The 19,685-nt window shown below is 66.3% G+C and carries 19 protein-coding genes; 5 read left to right on the top strand and 14 right to left on the bottom strand.

Features of this window, described 5'->3' with window-relative positions; genetic code table 11:
- Positions 1-47 precede the first annotated feature (47 nt).
- The 3 genes from dapA to EV147_RS00655 all read right to left on the bottom strand — a co-directional run bounded on the left by dapA (position 48) and on the right by EV147_RS00655 (position 2,210).
- Positions 48-956 (bottom strand): 4-hydroxy-tetrahydrodipicolinate synthase, encoded by a 909-nt coding sequence (gene dapA, locus EV147_RS00665; RefSeq protein WP_130389215.1) that lies wholly within the window; start codon positions 954-956, stop codon positions 48-50.
- Positions 943-1,263, bottom strand: a complete 321-nt coding sequence (locus EV147_RS00660; RefSeq protein WP_130389214.1) for a hypothetical protein — start codon at positions 1,261-1,263, stop codon at positions 943-945. The genes dapA and EV147_RS00660 overlap by 14 nt, the downstream gene beginning before the upstream one ends.
- 140 nt (positions 1,264-1,403) lie before the next feature.
- Positions 1,404-2,210 (bottom strand): TorF family putative porin, encoded by an 807-nt coding sequence (locus tag EV147_RS00655; protein ID WP_130389213.1) that lies wholly within the window; start codon positions 2,208-2,210, stop codon positions 1,404-1,406.
- Positions 2,211-2,547: 337 nt separating this feature from the next.
- On the opposite strand from EV147_RS00655, the gene EV147_RS00650 reads away from it, so the two are divergent.
- The 4 genes from EV147_RS00650 to EV147_RS00635 all read left to right on the top strand — a co-directional run bounded on the left by EV147_RS00650 (position 2,548) and on the right by EV147_RS00635 (position 6,846).
- Positions 2,548-3,669 carry a Re/Si-specific NAD(P)(+) transhydrogenase subunit alpha gene (locus EV147_RS00650; protein ID WP_130389212.1) on the top strand — a complete coding sequence of 374 codons (1,122 nt, stop codon included), beginning with the start codon at positions 2,548-2,550 and terminating at the stop codon, positions 3,667-3,669.
- Positions 3,670-3,780: 111 nt separating this feature from the next.
- On the top strand, positions 3,781-4,113 hold the full coding sequence (locus EV147_RS00645; RefSeq protein WP_130389211.1) for an NAD(P) transhydrogenase subunit alpha: 333 nt from the start codon (positions 3,781-3,783) through the stop codon (positions 4,111-4,113).
- Positions 4,113-5,585 (top strand): NAD(P)(+) transhydrogenase (Re/Si-specific) subunit beta, encoded by a 1,473-nt coding sequence (locus EV147_RS00640; protein WP_407923189.1) that lies wholly within the window; start codon positions 4,113-4,115, stop codon positions 5,583-5,585. Before EV147_RS00645 ends, EV147_RS00640 begins: the two co-directional genes overlap by 1 nt.
- A gap of 211 nt (positions 5,586-5,796) precedes the next feature.
- Positions 5,797-6,846, top strand: a complete 1,050-nt coding sequence (locus EV147_RS00635) for a response regulator (RefSeq protein ID WP_130389209.1) — start codon at positions 5,797-5,799, stop codon at positions 6,844-6,846.
- A 3-nt stretch (positions 6,847-6,849) separates the two neighbouring features.
- On the opposite strand, the gene EV147_RS00630 is transcribed toward EV147_RS00635, so the two are convergent.
- From EV147_RS00630 to EV147_RS00590, 9 genes are all read right to left on the bottom strand, one after another.
- Positions 6,850-8,127: a THUMP domain-containing class I SAM-dependent RNA methyltransferase gene (locus tag EV147_RS00630; protein WP_130389208.1), complete on the bottom strand. Its 1,278-nt coding sequence runs from the start codon at positions 8,125-8,127 to the stop codon at positions 6,850-6,852.
- A 70-nt stretch (positions 8,128-8,197) separates the two neighbouring features.
- The gene (locus EV147_RS00625) at positions 8,198-8,803 is read right to left on the bottom strand and encodes a 2-hydroxychromene-2-carboxylate isomerase (RefSeq protein WP_130389207.1); all 606 of its coding nucleotides are present in this window, start codon (positions 8,801-8,803) and stop codon (positions 8,198-8,200) included.
- Positions 8,804-8,837: 34 nt separating this feature from the next.
- The gene (locus tag EV147_RS00620; RefSeq protein ID WP_130389206.1) at positions 8,838-9,260 is read right to left on the bottom strand and encodes a CopD family protein; all 423 of its coding nucleotides are present in this window, start codon (positions 9,258-9,260) and stop codon (positions 8,838-8,840) included.
- 17 nt (positions 9,261-9,277) lie between these two features.
- Complete coding sequence (locus EV147_RS00615; RefSeq protein ID WP_130389205.1) at positions 9,278-10,558, bottom strand: glutamate-5-semialdehyde dehydrogenase; 1,281 nt, start codon at positions 10,556-10,558, stop codon at positions 9,278-9,280.
- A gap of 101 nt (positions 10,559-10,659) precedes the next feature.
- Entirely contained in the window at positions 10,660-11,730 is a 1,071-nt protein-coding gene (gene holA, locus EV147_RS00610) for a DNA polymerase III subunit delta (RefSeq protein WP_130389204.1), read from the bottom strand.
- A 25-nt stretch (positions 11,731-11,755) separates the two neighbouring features.
- Complete coding sequence (locus EV147_RS00605) at positions 11,756-12,271, bottom strand: LPS-assembly lipoprotein LptE (RefSeq protein ID WP_130389203.1); 516 nt, start codon at positions 12,269-12,271, stop codon at positions 11,756-11,758.
- 50 nt (positions 12,272-12,321) lie between these two features.
- Entirely contained in the window at positions 12,322-14,943 is a 2,622-nt protein-coding gene (gene leuS / locus EV147_RS00600; RefSeq protein ID WP_130389202.1) for a leucine--tRNA ligase, read from the bottom strand.
- Positions 14,944-15,085: 142 nt separating this feature from the next.
- Complete coding sequence (gene dapB, locus EV147_RS00595) at positions 15,086-15,883, bottom strand: 4-hydroxy-tetrahydrodipicolinate reductase (RefSeq protein WP_130389201.1); 798 nt, start codon at positions 15,881-15,883, stop codon at positions 15,086-15,088.
- Positions 15,884-15,979: 96 nt separating this feature from the next.
- The gene (locus EV147_RS00590; RefSeq protein WP_130389200.1) at positions 15,980-16,576 is read right to left on the bottom strand and encodes an outer membrane protein assembly factor BamE; all 597 of its coding nucleotides are present in this window, start codon (positions 16,574-16,576) and stop codon (positions 15,980-15,982) included.
- Between the two features lie 197 nt (positions 16,577-16,773).
- Between EV147_RS00590 and fur the strand changes: the two genes are divergently transcribed.
- On the top strand, positions 16,774-17,205 hold the full coding sequence (fur, locus tag EV147_RS00585; RefSeq protein WP_130389199.1) for a ferric iron uptake transcriptional regulator: 432 nt from the start codon (positions 16,774-16,776) through the stop codon (positions 17,203-17,205).
- 80 nt (positions 17,206-17,285) lie between these two features.
- Here the strand turns inward: fur and EV147_RS00580 are convergent, their stop codons facing one another.
- Entirely contained in the window at positions 17,286-18,281 is a 996-nt protein-coding gene (locus EV147_RS00580) for a LysR family transcriptional regulator (RefSeq protein WP_130389198.1), read from the bottom strand.
- 393 nt (positions 18,282-18,674) lie between these two features.
- A complete protein-coding gene (gene gap, locus EV147_RS00575) occupies positions 18,675-19,673 on the bottom strand; it encodes a type I glyceraldehyde-3-phosphate dehydrogenase (protein ID WP_130389197.1) in 999 nt (332 codons plus the stop codon).
- Positions 19,674-19,685 lie beyond the last annotated feature (12 nt).

Genomic DNA, 19,685 nt, shown 5'->3' with positions numbered 1-19,685 from the left:
ATCCGGCATTTTACCGGTTGCCGTCCCAACGTGCATGGCCGGGCATCTCAGGCCGCCCGCGCGGTGGCCATCGGCGGCAGCAGCGCCATCGCGGCGTCGATGCGCGCCATCAGCGCCTTTGACGCCGGCATCAGCGGGCGGCGCACCTCGGCCGTGGTCTGGCCGAGCAGCGCCAGCGCGGCCTTGACGGGCGCCGGGTTCGGCTCGGCGAACATCAGTTCGATCAGCGGCGACAATTGCCGGAACAGCGCCCGCGCGGCCTCGTCGCGGCCGGTGCGCGTGAACTGCAGCAGCCGCACGAACAGGTCGGGCCGCACATGCGCGGCCGCCGGCACCACACCCGTACCGCCCGCCAGCAGATGGTCGAGCATCGACGCGTCATCGCCGCAGAACACACCGATCAGGTCCTGCATCGCCAGCGTGCGCAGCCCGGCCGGATCGCACTCCTTGACGGCCACGATCTGCGGATGCGCGGCAAGCCGCCAGGCCAGTTCGGGAGAAATCGTGCAACCGGTGCGCTTCGGCACGTTGTAGAGCATCAGCGGGCGGTTGGTCTGGCCCGCCACGCTGCGCATGTGCCAGGCGATGCCTTCGTCCGAGACCCGCAGGTAGTACGGCGGCGGCACGAGGTAGCCGGCCAGCGGCAGGCGGTCCAGGCGGCGTACCTGGTCGCACACGGCGTGCGTGGCCACCCCGCCCACGCCGGCCATGACGGGCACCGCGCCCGCCACGGCTTCCAGCACCGCGGCCGTCAGCATGAAGCGCTCGGCATCGGTCAGCAGCCCGCCCTCGCCCGTGGTGCCGAGCACGATCAGGCCGTCGACCCCGGCGGCGGCGTAGGCCGACGCCAGCCGCTGGGCCGCGTCGAGATCGAGCTGGTCGTTGCGCAGCGGCGTGACCATCGGCAGCCACAACCCGTCGGCAATGACGCCGCGCGGCGTCTCAGTGCGTGCCATGATCGGCCCCCAGCACCGTGGCCGCGCCGAACTCGGCGGCGGGCAGCGCGGCCATGATGGCGTGCATGGCCGCGTCGCGGTCGGCACGTTCCACTTCCACGTGCAGCGTGGTCTCGCCATGGCGATGATCGACTTCGACGACGTAGATGCGCGCCATGTCGCCGATCGCACGATGCAGCGTCTGGCGCAGCGCGAACACCTGCGCCGACGACACGGCCAGGCGCAGGCGGATCCACGCGTCCTGGCTCACGGCGCGGCGGCGCGGAACCGAAGCAAAGGCGATGGCGAGACTCGATGACTGTCGCATGAAGCGATGATCCGCGCGCGGCGGACCGTCTGTTGAACATGGCTTCATGCTAGGGAGGCGCACGTCAATTTGATGCAGCGATTGGGGCCGGCGGTATCAAGAACGCGTAAAGGCCGCGCGCCCCGGATCGCCCCCGCCGCTCAGAACGTCTTGGTGATCGACGCGAACGCCGTGGCCTTGCCCAGGTAGCGGCCGCGTGTGTTCGTGTACGCCGCCTTGCTCGCGTTGGTGTCGAGGTACGCCACCGCCAGCGAGAAGCCGTTGCCGAGGTCCTTGGTCAGCCCGATCTTCCAGTCCGTGTACGAGGCGTCGCTGAAGTGCTGCACGCCCTGGTAGCCCACGTGCGCGTTCAGCGTCAGGCCCCAGATGTCGAGCGGCACGTTGGCGGAGAGATCGACGTAGTAGCTGTTCTTGCTGTCGGCAAAGCCGAACAGGTTTGTCACGGCGTGGGAGTACTTCAGGAACACCGGACCCCAGCCGATGCCGGCGTACAGCTCGGTGGTGTACGGACGCGTGGCCGTGTACGCGCCGGGGTAGTAGTACTCGAGCACGCCCAGGTCATAGTTCAGGTCCTGGCCGGCCAACTGGAACGTGTTCTTGAAGCCGCCGTAGAAATCCATTTCCACCGGTGCCGACACCGACGGGTCGGAATCGCCGAGCCAGCTGATGCTGGAATTCCAGTTGCCGACGTAGAAGCCGCTCTCGTGCGTGTAGTCGAACCCGCCCTGGATGGCCGGGCGGCGGTCGGTCTGGCTGAGGCCGCGATAGCGGTAGTCGGACACCACCGAGACGTTGGCCGTGAACGTGTGCGGCGAGGCGGCGGCGGGCGCAGCGGGGGCAGTGGCGGCGGGGGCTTCCTGCGCGACGGCGCTGGAGAACGGGGCGGCGAGGAGGATGGCGGCGGCCAGCGTGGCTGGCGCCGAGGTCATCAGGCGAGTGGCGATCATTGAAGTTTGTTGCAGTTTGCAGGACAGGGCGCCTCGAAGAGACGCTGGCGTCACGATACGCAGCCGCGCATCAAATCGGCGTCAAGAAAAGGCGGCCCGCCGCCTTCTTCCGATAAAGACACTTTCCGTAGCAATCGCCCGCTCATGAAACGAGCCGTTTCATGCGCAACAAAAATGAGTCGGCGTCACCGCACAAATCTCTGACCGCCCGGCCACCACCGAGCGTAAGTTTCGGGTAAGCTGCGCAAAAATTGGTGCCGGTTTTGCAATGCACCACGGGCAAGGACGTTGGCCCGACCAGACAGATTCGAACGACGCCAGACAGGAGAAATTGACGATGCATATCGGTATCCCGCTCGAAACGCGGGCAGGTGAGACGCGTGTCGCCGCCACCCCGGAGACCGTCAAGAAGTACGTGGCCCAGGGCCACCGCGTAACGGTGCAGGCCGGCGCGGGGGTACGTGCCAGTATTCCCGATGCCGCGTTCGAGGCCGCCGGCGCGGCCATCGGATCGGCCGCCGATGCGCTGGGTGCCGAGCTGGTACTCAAGGTGCGTGCCCCCGATGACGCCGAACGTGCCCAGTTCCGGGCTGGCTCCGTGCTCGTCGGCATGCTCAATCCGTTCGATATCGAAAACAACGCCCGGATGGCCAGCGCAGCCATCACCGCGTTCGCGCTCGAAGCCGCGCCGCGCACCACGCGCGCACAGAGCATGGACGTACTGTCGTCGCAGGCCAACATCGCCGGCTACAAGGCCGTGCTCGTGGCCGCACACCATTACCAGCGCTTCATGCCGATGCTGATGACCGCCGCCGGTACCGTCAAGGCGGCGCGCGTGCTGATTCTCGGCGCCGGCGTGGCCGGCCTGCAGGCCATTGCCACGGCCAAGCGCCTGGGCGCCGTGATCGAGGCGTCGGACGTGCGTCCGGCCGTAAAAGAGCAGATCGAGTCTCTTGGCGCCAAATTCCTCGATGTTCCTTTTGTCACCGACGAGGAGCGCGAGATCGCCCAGGGCGTGGGCGGCTACGCCCGCCCGATGCCGCCTGACTGGATGCGCCGCCAGGCCGAACTCGTGCACCAGCGCGCCACCCAGGCCGACATCGTCATCACCACGGCCCTGATCCCGGGCCGCAAGGCGCCGGTGCTGCTGGCCGAAGACACGGTCAGGCAGATGAAACCCGGCTCGGTCGTGGTGGATCTGGCCGCCGCACAGGGCGGCAACTGCCCGCTGACCGTGGCCGACGAGGTCGTGGAACGCCATGGCGTGACGCTGATCGGCCACACCAACCTGGCCAGCATGGTGGCCGCCGATGCCTCGGCGCTCTACGCCCGCAACGTGCTGGACTTCCTCAAGCTGATCGTCGACAAGGACGGCCGCTACACGCTGAACCTCGAAGACGACATCGTCGCCGCCTGCCTGATGTGCAAGGATGGCCAGGTCGTCCGCGAAGCCGCCTGAATATCTCGCCCCGATGTTGCCGTGGCGCCGGCCGAGCCGCCGCGCCGCGGCCTGACGCGCCCTGCCTGGGCGGGGCGCGACACAGTATTCAAAGCAACCGAGGAGAAGTCGATGGAGATGGTGAACCACACGGTGATCAACCTGATCATCTTCGTGCTGGCGATCTACGTGGGCTACCACGTGGTCTGGACGGTCACGCCCGCCCTGCACACCCCGCTGATGGCCGTGACCAATGCGATCTCGGCCATCATCATCGTCGGCGCCATGCTGGCGGCCGGCCTGACCGAAGGCAACGTGGGCCGCATCATGGGCACGCTGGCCGTGGCGCTGGCCGCCGTGAACGTGTTCGGCGGCTTCCTGGTGACCCAGCGCATGCTGGAGATGTTCAAGAAGAAGGAGCCAAAGGCCAAGGCCGGGGCTGAAGCCGCCAAGGGAGGTGCGTGATGGAGGCCGTCAGCATGAACCTCGTGACGCTGCTGTACCTGGTGGCGTCGGTCTGCTTCATCCAGGCGCTCAAGGGGCTGTCGCATCCGGCCTCGGCGCGCAAGGGCAACGCGTTCGGCATGATCGGCATGGCGATTGCCGTGGTGACCACGCTGGTGCTGATCGTCAAGCTCAAGCACGAGTTCCTGGCGGCCGGCGCGGCGCAGTCGTCCGTGGGCACCGGCCTGACGCTGATCTTCGGCGCGCTGGTGGTGGGCGGCGGCATCGGCGCCTATGTGGCGCGCAAGGTCGAAATGACCAAGATGCCCGAGCTGGTGGCGGCCATGCACTCGCTGATCGGCCTGGCGGCGGTGTTCATCGCCGTGGCGGCCGTGGCGGAGCCGGCGGCGTTCGGCATCACGCCGGCCGGCTCGCATGACATCCCGCTGGGCAACCGCATCGAACTGTTCATCGGCTGCTTCGTCGGTGCCATCACGTTCTCGGGTTCGGTGATCGCGTTCGGCAAGCTGTCGGGCCGCTACAAGTTCCGGCTGTTCCAGGGCGCGCCGGTGGTGTTCGCCGGCCAGCACTGGCTGAACCTGCTGCTGGCCATCGCCATGGTGGGCTTCGGCATCATCTTCTTCATGACGCAGGCGTGGCTGCCGTTCCTGCTGATGCTGGCCATCGCGTTCGTGCTGGGCGTGCTGATCATCATCCCGATCGGCGGCGCCGACATGCCCGTGGTGGTGTCGATGCTGAACTCGTACTCGGGCTGGGCGGCTGCCGGCATCGGATTTTCCTTAAATAATCCGATGCTGATCATCGCCGGCTCGCTGGTGGGATCGTCCGGCGCCATCCTGTCGTACATCATGTGCCGCGCGATGAACCGCTCGTTCTTCAACGTGCTGCTCGGCGGCTTCGGTGCCGATGCCTCGGCTGGCGCCACTGCCGGCGCGCAGGCCGCGCGCAACGTGAAGTCGGGTTCCGCCGACGACGCCGCGTTCGTGATGAGCAACGCCGAGACCGTGATCATCGTCCCCGGCTACGGCCTGGCCGTGGCGCGTGCCCAGCATGCCCTGAAGGAACTGACCGAGAAGCTGACCGAGCACGGCGTGACCGTCAAGTACGCGATCCACCCCGTGGCGGGCCGCATGCCGGGCCACATGAACGTGCTGCTGGCTGAAGCCGAGGTGCCGTACGACCAGGTCTTCGAGATGGAGGACATCAACAGCGAGTTCGGGCAGGCCGACGTGGTGCTGGTGCTGGGCGCCAACGACGTGGTCAACCCGGCCGCCAAGACCGATCCGAAATCGCCGATCGCCGGCATGCCGATCCTCGAAGCCTACAAGGCCAAGACCATCATCGTGAACAAGCGTTCGATGGCTGCCGGATACGCGGGCCTCGACAACGAACTGTTCTACATGGACAAGACGATGATGGTGTTCGGCGATGCCAAGAAGGTGGTCGAGGACATGTTCAAGGCCGTCGACTAGGTTGCCGATAACACGGCGGACGGCGTCAGGTCCGCGATGTGAATAAAGCAACGCGCAGACCTGAAATCAATAAAATCGAACTGGTGCGGCCGGCAACCAACGCCGGCCGTTTCCTTTTGTGCCGCCGGCTTGCGTGCCGGGATTCCGGCGCTATACTGGCTTGCCCCGTTCTTTCACCCCTCTGCGGCCGGCGGCCAGCTTTGATCGCACCATGACATTTACCGCGTTTGACAGGAGCCTGTCGGTCTTCCATCACCCCGTGCTGACGGTGCTGGTGGACGACAGCAAGTCGTTCATCGACAGTCTGGCGTTCCAGATGGATACGTCGCGCGCGGTGGTCAGCTTTACCGATCCGCGCGAGGCGCTGGCCTGGATCCGCGAGGCCTACACCACGCGCCATCCGGCCTTCCTGCCGGTGCGCGTGACCCATGACGACCTGACCTTCCTGTCCGAACGCCGCACGGTCCAGCTCGACGTGGACCGCATCCACCGCCAGATCCACGATGTGCACCGCTTCCTGCAGCCCGGTGTGGTCGTGGTGGACTATTCGATGCCGCAGATGGACGGGCTGGAGTTCTGCCAGGCGCTGAAGGACCTGCCCTGCAAGACGATCCTGCTGACGGGCACGGCCGACGAGAGCATCGCCGTGCAGGGGTTCAACCACGGGCTGATCGACCGCTACGTCAAGAAGCACGATTCCGACATGGTGACCCGGCTCGGCGACGAGATCGACGCGCTCCAGCAACAGTACTTCGCCACCATCTCGCGCACGCTGCGCGACCTGCTGACGCGCCATTCGTACTCGTTCCTGTCGGACCCGGTCATGGCCGAGCGCGTGCGCCAGACCGCCGCGCGCTACGGGTTTGTCGAGTATTACCTCTACCCGAACCCGGTCGGCATCCTGCTGCTGACCACGCAGGGCCACGCCACGCTGATGGTGATCGAGACGCGCGCCGGGCTGATGAGCCAGGTGGAGTCGGCGGAAGCCTACGAGGCGCCGGCCACGCTGATCGAGGGCCTGCGTGAAGGCCGCATCGTGCCGTTCTTCTGGCCCGGCAACGGCATGTACACGCCCGCCTGCGCCGACTGGGAGCAGTATTGCCTGCCGGCCGAGCGCTGCGAAGGCAACGAGGAATACTTCTACGCGCTGTTCGACCTGCCGCGCCACCTGCTGCAGGAGCCGGTGGTCAGCCTGCAGAGCTTCCTGGCCGAGTTCGCCCGCAACGGTCAGGCGATGACCGGGCAGAACAAGCTCGCCTGAGGCTCAGTCCTTCTTCCCTTCCCGCTCGGTTCTTCCTTCCCGATTTCCCCCGCGCACCATGTCGAACCGGAACAGCCGGCATTCGATATTGCCGTTGTAGAGCGGCGTGCGGCGCGATTCCTTGAGGCGCAGGCGCTTCGGCATCGACAGGTCGCCCGTGAACACCCACGCCTGCCAGCCCGAGAAGTTCTGCTTGAGCGTGGTGGCGAATGCGCTGGCGAACTGGTTGGCGGCGGCTTCCTCGGCCTCGTCGCGCGGCGTGTCCTGCATGGCGTCGCGGCGCTCGCCGCGTACCGCGATCCGCTCACCATAGGGCGGGTTCATGATCGCCACGCCAGCCTCGGCAAACGGCGGCTGCACGAAGCGCGCATCCACCTGCTTGAGCCGGACGTCGCCCGGCAGGCCGGCGCGGCGCCAGTTGGCCTGGGCCATGTACAGCATGTCGGTCGAAATGTCGGAGCCTGCAATCTGCAGCGGCCCGGACCGGCTGGCCGCCTGTTCGCGAAGGCGCTGGGCATCGCTGCGCAGGGCCTGCCACGCCCGGGTGTCGGCGCCCTTGAGCCATTCGAATGCGAACGTGCGGCCCACGCCCGGCGCGATGCCGAGCGCCACCTGGGCCGCTTCCACCAGGAACGTGCCGCTGCCGCACATCGGATCGAAGAACGGACGATCGGTGTTGCCGGGCGTCCAGCCGGCCAGCCGCAGGATGCCGGCGGCCAGGTTTTCCTTCAGCGGCGCCTCGCCCTTCTCCATGCGCCAGCCGCGCTTGAACAACGGCTCGCCCGTGGTGTCGAGGTACAGCGTGCAGTCGGTCTCGGTCAGGTGGGCGTAGATGCGGACATCGGGGCTCACGGTATCGACGCTCGGACGCGCGCCGAGCCGGTCGCGCATGGCATCGCAGACGCCATCCTTGACGCGCAGCGCCGTGAAGTTGAGGCTGCGCAGCGGCGACTTGTGCGAGGTAATGTCGACGCGCAAGGTCTCGTCGGGCGAGAACCACTGCTCCCAGCGCTGCTGGCGCGCCAGCGAATAGATATCGTCCTCGTGCCGGTAGCCACGCTGCGCCACGCGCAGCAACACACGGCTGGCGATGCGCGAGTGCAGGTTGACCGCGTACGCCGCGGCCATCTCGCCCGAGAACGTCACGCCGCCCGGCACATCGCGGTGCACCGTGAACGGCGCCGAGGCCGCCACGGCCGGGTACTGCGCGATCTCGCGCAGCTCCTCGGCCAGCGCCTGTTCAAGGCCGCGCGGGCAGGGAGCGAAAAAAGCTTGGGTCATGGCGAGTCATCCTGAAACAAAAACGTCCGCGACAGCAGCGGACGGAGCGTGCGTGGGCGTTGGCCGCCGATCAGCCCGCCGCGAGCGCGCGGTCGAGAAAATCGAGGCGATCCTGCCCCCAGTAGGGCTGGCCGTCGTGGACATACCACGGCGCGCCGAAAACATTGGCCGAAATCGCATCCTGCGTGTTCTGGGCGTAGGCCGCCTGCACGGCCTGCGCCTCGCTGGCCTTGAGCAGCGCCGCGCCATCGAAATCCTGCTCGTCGGCAATCTGCGCCAGCGTGGCCGCGTCGGCGATATTGCGCTGCTCGGCCCACACCGCACGCGTGATGGCGCCGGTCAGTTCCAGCGCCCGCGCCGTGCCGTGCGCCAGTTGCGCGGCGATGATCAGCCGCGCGGCGGCATCGCCGGACACCGGGAAGAACGTCGGATGCAGGTTGAGCGGCACGCCCAGGAAGCGGCTCCAGCGTTCCAGTTCGACCAGCCGGTACGCCTGGCGCTGCGGCGGACGCTGCGCCAGCGGCAACCCGCCGGAGACCGAGAACAGCTTGCCCAGATCCATCGGCTTGAGCAGCACCTGCGCGTCGTGGCGCGTGGCAATCTCGACGAAACGGGCATGCCCGAGATAGACGTACGGGGAATGCGGCGCCAGAAAATACTCGACCTGCTTGCTCATCACGACCTCATCAGGAGTCAGGGGATCCGACAGCTTAAAACGGCTTTACGACAACCAGAATCACGATGGCCAGCAATACCAGCACCGGCAATTCGTTGAACCAGCGATAGAACGTGTGCGAGCGCGTGTTGGCACCCCGCTCGAACTTGCGCAGCAGCACGCCGCAGCCGTGGTGATAGCCGATCAGCACCACCACCAGCGCCAGCTTGGCATGCATCCAGCCCTGCCCCGTGCCGCGCCCGATGCCGTAGCCCAGGTACAGCCACAGCCCGAACAGCAGGGCCGGCACCGCCAGCATCGTCATGAACCGGAACAGCTTGCGCGCCATCAGCAGCAATCGCTGCACGCTGGCAGGCTCGGTTTCCATCGCCAGGTTGACGAAGATGCGCGGCAGGTAGAACAGCCCCGCGAACCACGAGATCACGAACAGGATATGAAACGCCTTGACCCAGAGCATCTGTATCCGGCCTCCGGTCAGCTACGGATCTCGCCGTGCCCGAACACGACGTACTTGAGCGAGGTCAAACCCTCCAGCCCCACCGGGCCGCGTGCGTGCAGCTTGTCGTTCGAGATGCCGATCTCCGCGCCCAGCCCGTACTCGAAGCCATCGGCGAACCGGGTCGAGGCGTTGATCATGACGCTGGCCGAATCGACCTCGCGGATGAAGCGCATGCCCGCGCTGTAGTTCTCGGTCACGATCGAATCGGTGTGCGCCGAGCCGTAGGTGTTGATGTGCGCGATGGCGGCGTCCAGCCCGTCGACGGTGCGGATGGCCAGCACCGGCGCCAGGTACTCGGTGCGCCAGTCTTCCTCGGTGGCGTCGACCAGCCCCGAGAAGCCGGCGGCTTCGAGCGTGGCGCGGGTGTCGGCGCAGACGCGCAGTTCGACGCCCTTCTCCTGGTAGATCCGGCACAGCGGCGGCAGCGCGGCGGCGGCCACGTGGCGCGCCACCAGCAGCGTCTCCATGGTGTTGCACGGCGCGTAGCGCTGCGTCTTGGCGTTGTCGGCAATGCGCACGGCCTTCTCCAGATCGGCGTCATCGTCGATGTAGACATGGCAGATGCCGTCCAGATGCTTGATCATCGGCACGCGACCTTCCTCGATCAGCCGGGCGATCAGGCTCTTGCCACCGCGCGGCACGATCACGTCCACGTACTCGGTCATCGTGATCAGGCGGCCCACGGCGGCGCGGTCGGTGGTCTCGATGACCTGCACGGCCTCGGCGGGCAGCCCCGCCGACGACAGCCCCTCGGCCACCAGCGCGGCCAGCGCCGTGTTCGACTCGATCGCCTCCGAGCCACCGCGCAGGATCGTGGCGTTGCCGGATTTCAGGCACAGCGCCGCCGCGTCGATCGTCACGTTCGGGCGCGATTCGTAGATGATGCCGATCACGCCCAGCGGCACGCGCATCTGGCCCACCTGGATGCCGGTCGGACGAAACTTCATGTTCGAGATCTCGCCGATCGGGTCCGGCAGCGCGGCGATCTGTTCCAGCCCGGCGGCCATGGTGTCGATGGCCTTGTCCGACAGCGTCAGCCGGTCGATAAAGGCGGCGTCCTGGCCATTGGCACGGGCACGCTCCACGTCGCTGGCGTTCACGGCCTTGAGCTTTGCGGCGTCGCGGCGGATGGCGGCGGCGATGGTCAGCAGCGCGCGGTTCTTGTCGGCCGTGGAGGCCCGCGCGATGGCGCGCGACGCCGCGCGGGCCTGCTGGCCGACGCGGTTCATGTATGCGTGGAGATCGGACTCGGTCATGATGTGTCGGGCGCTGGCCCGGTCTGCTGTGGGGTGCCGCTTCAGTTGCCGCGCTTGGTGCGCCGGCGCGGCTGCCGGCGGAATTCTGTCTGGTCAGGCTGTCAGGCCGGCCGCGCCACCATCAGCGCGAGCTGCAGCAGCCCGTCCCATGGCTCGGCTGGCAATGCGCCGGCCGCGCCTCCGGCGCCTGGCATGTCCCCCAGGCCCTTGACCTGCCGGTCGAGCCGGGCCGCCATGGCCAGCGCCGCTTCAAGCTGCGGCATCGACAGCCGCTGCGCCGCCTGCGGCACGAGCCGCTCGCGCGGGCCCCAGACCCGCAGTTCGCGCATCAGCACGCCAGCCGGCTTGCCCGCCGCCAGCCCTTGCCGGACCTTGGATAATACGCGAATTTCCTCGGTCAGCGCCCACAGCACCAGCACCGTGGCCTCGCCCTCGCCGCGCAGCCCTTCGAGCATCCGGGTCAGGCGCGGCACATCGCCGCCGAGCATCGCCTCGGACAGCTTGAAGACGTCGTAGCGGGCCACGTTGAGCACCGCATCGTGCACCTGGTCGAAGGTCAGCACGCCGGGCGGATACAGCAGCCCGAGTTTCTGGATTTCCTGATGGGCGGCCAGCAGGTTGCCTTCCACCTTGTCGGCGATGAACTGCAGCGCGCGCCGGCCCGCCTCGCCGGGCTCCACGCGCTGCTGCTGCAGCCCCAGCCTCTCGCCCACCCATGCGGGCAGCCGCGTGCGGTCCACGGCATCGACCTTGATCGACACGCCGGCCGATTCCAGCGCCTGGAACCAGGCCGACTTGGCCGTGGCGAAATCGAGCCGGGGCAGCGTGACCAGCATCACCACGTCCTGCGACGGCTGCGCCGCCACCGCGCGCAGCGCCTCGCCGCCGTCCTTGCCGGGCTTGCCCGTGGGGATACGCAGTTCCACGATCTTGCGGTCGCCGAACAGCGACATCGACTGCTGGGCCTCGACCAGCTGGCTCCAGTGGAAGCCCCGTTCGGCCACCAGCACCTCGCGCTCGGTGAAGCCCGACTCGCGCGCGGCGCGGCGCAGGCGGTCGACCGCTTCCAGCACCAGCAGGTGCTCGTCGCCGTGCACGACGTAGAGTGGCGCCAGGCCCTTGGCCTGGGCCTGCCTCAGGTGGGCGTCGAGTGCGTCGAGCTTGAGCTGCATCGGCGGGCGTTCCGGGCCAGGCGGCTCAGATCGTCTTGACGGCCGCCAGGCGGCGCATCAGCTGCTGCACGACATCCTTCTGCATGTCGCGGAACAGTTGTTCCTCTTCGTAGGCCTTGGCCAGCGTGTTGGCTTCGTTGTACGTCAGGTCGCGCGTCAGCAGCAGCGTCGACGGCGGGATCAGTTCCTTGCCGGTGGAGTCGGTCAGGCGGAACACGAAACGCTGGTTCAGCCGGTACTCGCGCACCACGCCCTGGGCCGTGATCGACAGGATCGACTTGCCGCGCGTGTCGGACAGCACGTCGAGGAAGGCGTCGGCATCGGCCTTGTCTTCCACGATCTTGGTGTCCGAGCCATTGCGGATGTTGCGGCGCAGGTCCGCGCCCATCAGCGTGCCGGGAGGAATGCCGATGTAGAGCCGCTTGAACGCGAAATCGGCATTGCCGCGCATGTGAAAGCCGCAGCCGGCCAGCAGGCCGGCCGCTGCCATTGCAGCGCCGATGGCGAGAAATCCGCGGCGTCCCATGTCCGGTCGATCCATTCTGTTTCCTGGCTGTTCTGGCTGTTCTGGCTGGTTGCTGGCGGCTGGCCTCAGAGCACCACGTTCACGAGGCGGCCCGGCACCACGATGATCTTCTTCGGCGCGGCGCCCTCGGCAAACTTCGCCACGGTGTCGCTGGCGGCGGCCATTGCCTCGATGGCGGCCTTGTCGGCACCGGCCGGCACGGTCAGGCTGCCCCGGACCTTGCCGTTGACCTGCAGCACCAGTTCGATCTCGGTGCGCACCAGCGCGGACTCGTCCACCTGCGGCCAGGCCGCGTCGAGGATGTCGCCGGCCTCGCCCGCGTAGCCCAGTTCGGCCCACAGGCCGTGCGCGATGTGCGGCACCACCGGGTACAGCACGCGCAGCAGGATGCTGAAGCCCTCGCGGCGCGCGGCCGGCGAGGCGGTCTTTGCATCTTCAAGCGCGTTCAGCATCTTCATCGTGGCCGAGACCACGGTGTTGTACTGGATCCGCTCGTAGTCGTAGTTGGCCTGCTTGAGCACCGTGTACAGCTCGCGGCGCAGGTCGGCGTCGCCGGCGGCCGGCTTCGTGCCGGCGCCGTCGCGGATCGCCTGCGCGTTGGCCACGCCATAGTTCCAGACCCGGCGCAGGAACCGCGACGCGCCTTCCACGCCCGAACCGCTCCACTCCAGCTGCTGCTCGGGCGGCGCGGCAAACATCACGAACAGGCGCGCGGTGTCGGCGCCGTACTGGTCGATCAGCGCCTGCGGGTCGATGCCGTTGTTCTTCGACTTCGACATCTTCTCCACGCCGCCGATCACCACCGGCTGGCCGTCGGCCTTCAGCGTGGCGCCCTCGGGGCGGCCGCGCTCGTCCGTCTTCACGTCGACGTCGAGCGGGTTGTACCAGGTCTTCTTGCCCGAGGCGTCCTCGCGGTAATACGTCTCGTTGAGCACCATGCCCTGCGTGAGCAGGTTCGTGAACGGCTCGTCGAACTTGACCAGGCCCATGTCGCGCATGACCTTGGTCCAGAAACGGGCGTACAGCAGGTGCAGGATCGCGTGCTCGATGCCGCCGATGTACTGGTCCATCGGCATCCAGTAGTCGTTGCGGCCGTCCACCATCGCCGTGGCGTCCGGGCAGGTATAGCGCATGTAGTACCAGCACGAGTCGATGAACGTGTCCATCGTGTCGGTCTCGCGGCGGGCCGGCTTGCCGCACGACGGGCAGGTGCAGGCCAGGAAGCGCTCGTCCTTGTTCAGCGGGTTGCCGGAGCCGTCCGGCACGAGGTCTTCCGGCAGCACCACGGGCAGGTCCTGCTCGGGTACCGGCACCACGCCGCAGGCGTCGCAATGGATCAGCGGAATCGGCGTGCCCCAGTAGCGCTGGCGCGAGATGCCCCAGTCGCGCAGGCGCCAGGTCACCTTCTTCTCGCCCAGGCCCTGCGCGGCCAGGTCGGCGGCAATCGCGTCGACGGCGGCCTTGTAGGCCAGGCCATCGTATTTGCCGCTGTCGATGCAGACGCCGTGTTCCTTGTCGCCGTACCATTCCTGCCACGCTTGCGTGGAATACGGCTGGCCCTTGACGTCGATCACCTGCCGGATCGGCAGGCCGTACTTGTTGGCGAACGCGAAGTCGCGCTCGTCATGGGCCGGCACGCCCATCACCGCGCCGTCGCCGTAGCTCATCAGCACGTAGTTACCGACCCAGACCTCCACCTGCGCGCCGGTCAGCGGATGCGTGACCTTGAGGCCGGTGGGCATGCCCTTCTTCTCCATGGTCGCCATGTCGGCTTCCATGACGGAACCGTGCTTGCATTCGTCGATGAACGCGGCCAGTTCCGGATTGTGCGCGGCGGCGTGCGTGGCCAGCGGATGCTCGGCGGCCACGGCGCAGAACGTCACGCCCATGATCGTGTCGGCGCGCGTGGTGAACACGTAGAGCTTGCCGTCATTGACCAGCTTGCCGTCGGCGCCCTGGATCTCGTGCGGGAAGGCAAAGCGCACGCCCTCGCTGCGGCCGATCCAGTTCTGCTGCATGATCTTGACGCGCTCGGGCCAGCCCAGGCCGTCCAGGTCGCCCAGCAGCTCCTGCGCGTAGTCGGTGATGCGCAGGTAGTACATCGGGATCTCGCGCTTTTCCACGATGGCGCCCGAACGCCAGCCGCGGCCGTCGATGACCTGCTCGTTGGCCAGCACGGTCTGGTCCACCGGGTCCCAGTTCACGGTACCGGTCTTGCGGTAGGCAATGCCCTTTTCGAGCATCTTCAGGAACAGCCACTGGTTCCAGCGGTAGTAGTCGGGGCTGCAGGTCGCCACTTCGCGCGACCAGTCGATCGCCAGGCCCATCGACTGCATCTGCTTCTTCATGTAAGCGATGTTGTCGTAGGTCCAGGCGGCCGGCGCCACCTTGTTGTTCAGCGCGGCGTTCTCGGCCGGCATGCCGAACGCGTCCCAGCCCATCGGCATCAGCACGTTGCGGCCGTTCATGCGCAGGTAGCGCGCCATCACGTCGTTGATCGTGTAGTTGCGCACGTGCCCCATGTGGAGCTTGCCCGACGGATACGGCAGCATCGAGCAGGCGTAGAACTTCTGCTTCTCCTTGCCGTCCGGGCCGGCAGCGTGCTCCGACACCCGATAGGCATCGATGGCTTGCCAGTGCTGCTGGGCAGCTTGTTCAACGGCGGACGGAAGATATTTGTCTTGCATGGTCGGGACGACGGTCTGGACAACGATCCGGCGGCAGCGGGCGCGCCGGACGGCCTGGGGGATCGGTTTGCGAAAGAAACGATTATAACCGTGGCGCCCGGCCAATCCGGGGCACCACGGGTAGCGGAAAGCGGCTTGTCTTTTACTTCAGGCCAAGCACGTCCTGCATGTCGAACAGGCCACTGGGCTTGTCCGCCAGGAAGCGTGCCGCGCGCACCGCGCCGTCGGCGTACGACTGGCGGCTCGACGACTTGTGGCTGATCTCGATGCGCTCGCCGATGCCGGCGAACATCACCGTGTGGTCGCCCACGATATCGCCGCCCCGGATCGTCGCAAAGCCGATCGAATTCGGGTCGCGCGGACCGGTATGGCCTTCGCGGGCGTAGACGGCGCAGTCGTCGAGGTTGCGGCCGATGGCCTTGGCAATCACCTCGCCCATCGTCAGCGCCGTGCCGGACGGGGCATCCACCTTGTGGCGGTGGTGTGCCTCGATGACCTCGATGTCGTAGCCGCTCGAAAGTAGCTTGGCCGCCACTTCCAGCAACTTGAACGTGGCATTCACGCCAACGCTGAAGTTCGAAGCGAACACCACGCCGATCGACTTCGCCGCGTCGTCCAGCGCCTGCTTGCCGGCCGCGTCGAAGCCGGTGGTGCCCACCACGATCTTCTTGCCCAGCCGCTGCGCCACCGCCAGGTGGGCCAGCGTGCCTTCCGGGCGCGTGAAATCGATCAGGCAGTCGGAAGCAGCCATCACCGCGTCGATATCGGACGAAATCTTCACGCCGGTCTCGCGGCCCAGGAACATGGCGGCGTCCTGGCCCAGCGCGGGGCTGCCCGGGATGTCGAGCGCGCCCGCCAGCGTCACGCCTTCGGTGTTCAGGACGGTTTCGATCAGCATGCGGCCCATGCGGCCGGAGGCACCTGCGATGGCGATTTTCATGGTGTTGGGGGTAGTTGGGGCTGACGCCCGGCACGCGCGCCGGGCTGTCTGGAGAGGAGTGTCAGCCGCGCGCCAGGCGCGGCCAGACGGCACCGGTCAGTTTGCCGGTTTGTCCTGCGTGGCCGGCACGGCCGATGCCGCCGGTGCTTCCGGCGCAGCCTGGGCGGCTTCCGGCGCGGGAGCCGCCGCCGGCGCGGAGGCCGGCGTGCTCAGCGAAGGCGCCGCCGCGGCCGGCGTCGACGAGATCTTGCCCGGCGTCTGGTTGCGCTGCGCGGCCTTCATGCCGTCGATTTCGGCAATCAGTTCGTACTCCGAGGGCAGTTCGTCGCCCTGCCACTTCACGAGTTTGTCGCCGTCGAAGAACACGGTGAACTTGCGCGATTGCACCACCGGCGTGGCGCCGCGTCGGAACGAGAAGTAGTAATCCCAACGGTTCGCGTGGAAGACATCCTGGAGCAGCGGCGTGCCCAGCAGGAAGCGGACCTGGTCGCGCGTCATGCCTTCGCGCAGTTGCGACGTGGCTTCGCGCGAGACGAAATTGCCCTGGACGATATTGATGCGGTACGGCGTGATGGCCTGGGCCACCTTGCGCGACGTGCTGTCGTAGGCCGAGCAGGCACCGGCCAGCAGCGCGGCGCCCAGCAGGGAAAACACCAGCGCCGGGCGCGTGGCGGTCGAACGGAATGAACGCATGTATCTCGCTTCCAGACGGGAATGGTTCTGTGCCGGAACCGGCGCCTCGCGCAACCGCACGGCGTCGGGGCACGGCCACGCTTTCCGGGGCGCCGCCGCGCGGGTGGCGTCCGGGCGCCATGGCACCGGGGCGACTTTTGCCGCCAAAACCCTTATGATTCAACTATCCAGACATTGTACTCTAGGGAGTCACGCCCATGCCGAGTCCGGCGGACCTCAAAAATATCGGCCTCAAGGCGACCGTCCCCCGCCTGAAGATCCTCGAGATCTTCCAGACCAGCGAACAGCGCCATCTGAGCGCGGAAGACGTTTACCGTATCCTGCTCAACGAGCATATGGATATCGGCCTCGCCACGGTCTATCGCGTCCTGACCCAGTTCGAACAGGCGGGGCTGCTGTCGCGCAACAACTTCGAATCGGGCAAGGCCATCTTCGAACTCAACGAGGGCAAGCACCACGATCACCTGGTCTGCCTGGACTGCGGTCGCGTCGAGGAATTCTTCGATGCCGACATCGAGCATCGCCAGCAGAGCATTGCGCGCGAGCGCGGCTTCGCCTTGCAGGAACATGCGTTGTCGCTGTATGGCAACTGCACCAAGAACGACTGTCCCCACAGACCCAAACGATAAGCCGCGCCGGGCACGTTCCGGCAGCAGGCATGAAAAAACCGGCGCCGAGGCGCCGGTTTTTCTTTGTCCGCGAACCGCTTTCAGGCCTGCGGCAGATCCTGCTCGGCCACCACGCGCAGCACGCGCGACGCCGCATTCTGCGGCACGCCTACAAACTCTCCCACGACCTGGCGAAATAGGTTGCGGGCCCATACCAGCATCGGATGGGTATTGCGGCTGCGGTGCCAGAACATGTTCAGGCCGAGCGTGGTGTCGAGTTCGGCCGGCAGCGGGAACGCCTTGAGGCCGTAGGTCTCGCAGGCCATGTCCTTGGTCAGGGCATTGACCGTGAAGATCATGTCGGTCTGCGCGGCCAGTTCGGCCTGGGCGCGCCACGAATGCATGGTCAGCGTCGCGTTGCGCTTGAGCCCGCGCTGCTGCAGCGCGTAGTCGAGCGGAATCAGCGCCGGCGCCGGACGGCCCGCACCACCCGAGTGCGCCATGAAGATATGGCTGCATTCCAGGTATTGTTCGAGCGTGCACTCGTTCTTGAGCACCGGATGGTTCTTGCGCGCGCAAACCCAGAGATTCAGCGAGGTCACCATTTCCTCGACAATTTCCGGATGCCGCGTCGGAAATGGCGAAAATCCGAGATCGAGTTCATTGGCGCGCATCGACGCCACATCACTTTCCCAGGAATGCGATTCGACCAGGCGGATGTGCAGGTCCGGGGCCAACTGCTTGATGCGGAGGACGTAGCGGTTGAACACCGTGTCGCCAAGTTCGGCTGCAAAGCCGATGCTCAGCGTGCCGGTGGCAACCGCCGGATCAAAATTGTCGGCGTCGCCTTCATTGATCGACGACCAGAGGTCCAGCATGTCCCGGATCTTCGGGCCGAGTTCGAGCGCGCGGGGCGTCGGCGTCAGGCCATGGGGCACGCGGATGAAGAGAGGATCGTCGAAGATCTCGCGCAACCGGCCGAGCGAATGCGAGACGGCAGGCGCCGTCATATGCATTTTCTCCGCCACATAAGTGGCGTTTCGTTTACTCAGCAGCTCGGTAAAAATCACGAGCAGCTTGGTATCAACGTTCACCATGTTCAGGCCCGGTTAAAGTGTTGCACGTTCGATGGCCCCACCACTTTCACTGGCTGCACATCAGATTTCAACAGATTCTTCCGAGTGTAAGAGAAAAAATCGGCAGGGAAAAGCAAATTCGGCATTTCTCGCACTAAGTACGCGGGTTAACGACTAATTTTCGGCATATTCGGGACAGATAATGTCAAAGACTGCTGTCCCACCATGCGCCGGGCCCGCCATGATCGCAAAAAGCGACCCTTTTCTGCCTTGCGCTCGGACACATTTTCCGCAGTTTCCTCGGAATTATCGTGATGATGCCTGCACGCCGCGGGCAAATGTGTGACGCTTACCCGCGATCCATACAAAAAAACGCGCCCGAAGGCGCGTTTTCCGATCGGAGCCGAAGCCCGATTACTTGGCGACCACGCGTGCCATTTCCAGGCACTTGTTCGAATAGCCCCATTCGTTGTCGTACCAGCTCACGACCTTGATGAACGTGCCGTCCAGCGCGATGCCGGCTTCGGCGTCGAAAATCGAGGTGCGTGCGTCGCCGCGGAAATCCGTGGCCACGACCTTGTCTTCGGTATAGCCCAGCACGCCCTTCAGCGCGCCCTGGCTCTGCGCCTTCATTTCCGCGCAGATTTCCTCGTAGCTGGCCGACTTCTCCAGCTCCACGGTCAGGTCGACCACCGAAACGTCCGAGGTCGGCACGCGGAACGACATGCCCGTCAGCTTCTTGTTCAGTTGCGGAATCACCACGCCCACGGCCTTGGCGGCGCCGGTCGACGACGGGATGATGTTTTCCAGGATGCCGCGGCCACCGCGCCAGTCCTTGTTCGACGGGCCGTCGACGGTCTTCTGCGTTGCCGTGGCGGCGTGCACCGTGGTCATCAGGCCGCGCTTGATGCCCCACTTGTCGTTCAGCACCTTGGCCACCGGGGCCAGGCAGTTCGTGGTGCAGCTGGCGTTCGAGACGATCGCCTCGCCCTTGTACGACTCGTGGTTCACGCCGTACACGAACATCGGGGTGTCGTCCTTCGACGGGGCCGACATGATCACCTTCTTGGCGCCCGCGTCGATGTGCTTCTGCGCGCCTTCCTTGGTCAGGAAGATGCCCGTCGATTCGATCACGACGTCGGCACCGACTTCGCCCCACTTCAGTTCCGACGGATCCTTGACGGCCGTCAGGCGGATCTTCTTGCCGTTCACGACCAGCGTGTTGCCTTCCACCGACACTTCGCCGTCGAAGCGGCCGTGCACCGAGTCGTATTGCAGCATGTACGCCAGGTAGTCCGGCTCCAGCAGGTCGTTGATGGCGACGACTTCAATGTCCTTGAAGTTCGCGGCGGCGGCGCGGAACACCATGCGTCCGATACGGCCAAAGCCGTTGATGCCGATCTTGATGGTCATGTCTATCTCCTA

The organism is Cupriavidus agavae, from assembly GCF_004217045.1.
GTDB lineage: Bacteria > Pseudomonadota > Gammaproteobacteria > Burkholderiales > Burkholderiaceae > Cupriavidus > Cupriavidus agavae.
The sequence above is the reverse complement of the archived record's forward strand: the minus strand, read 5'-3'. Positions and strand labels throughout refer to the sequence as shown.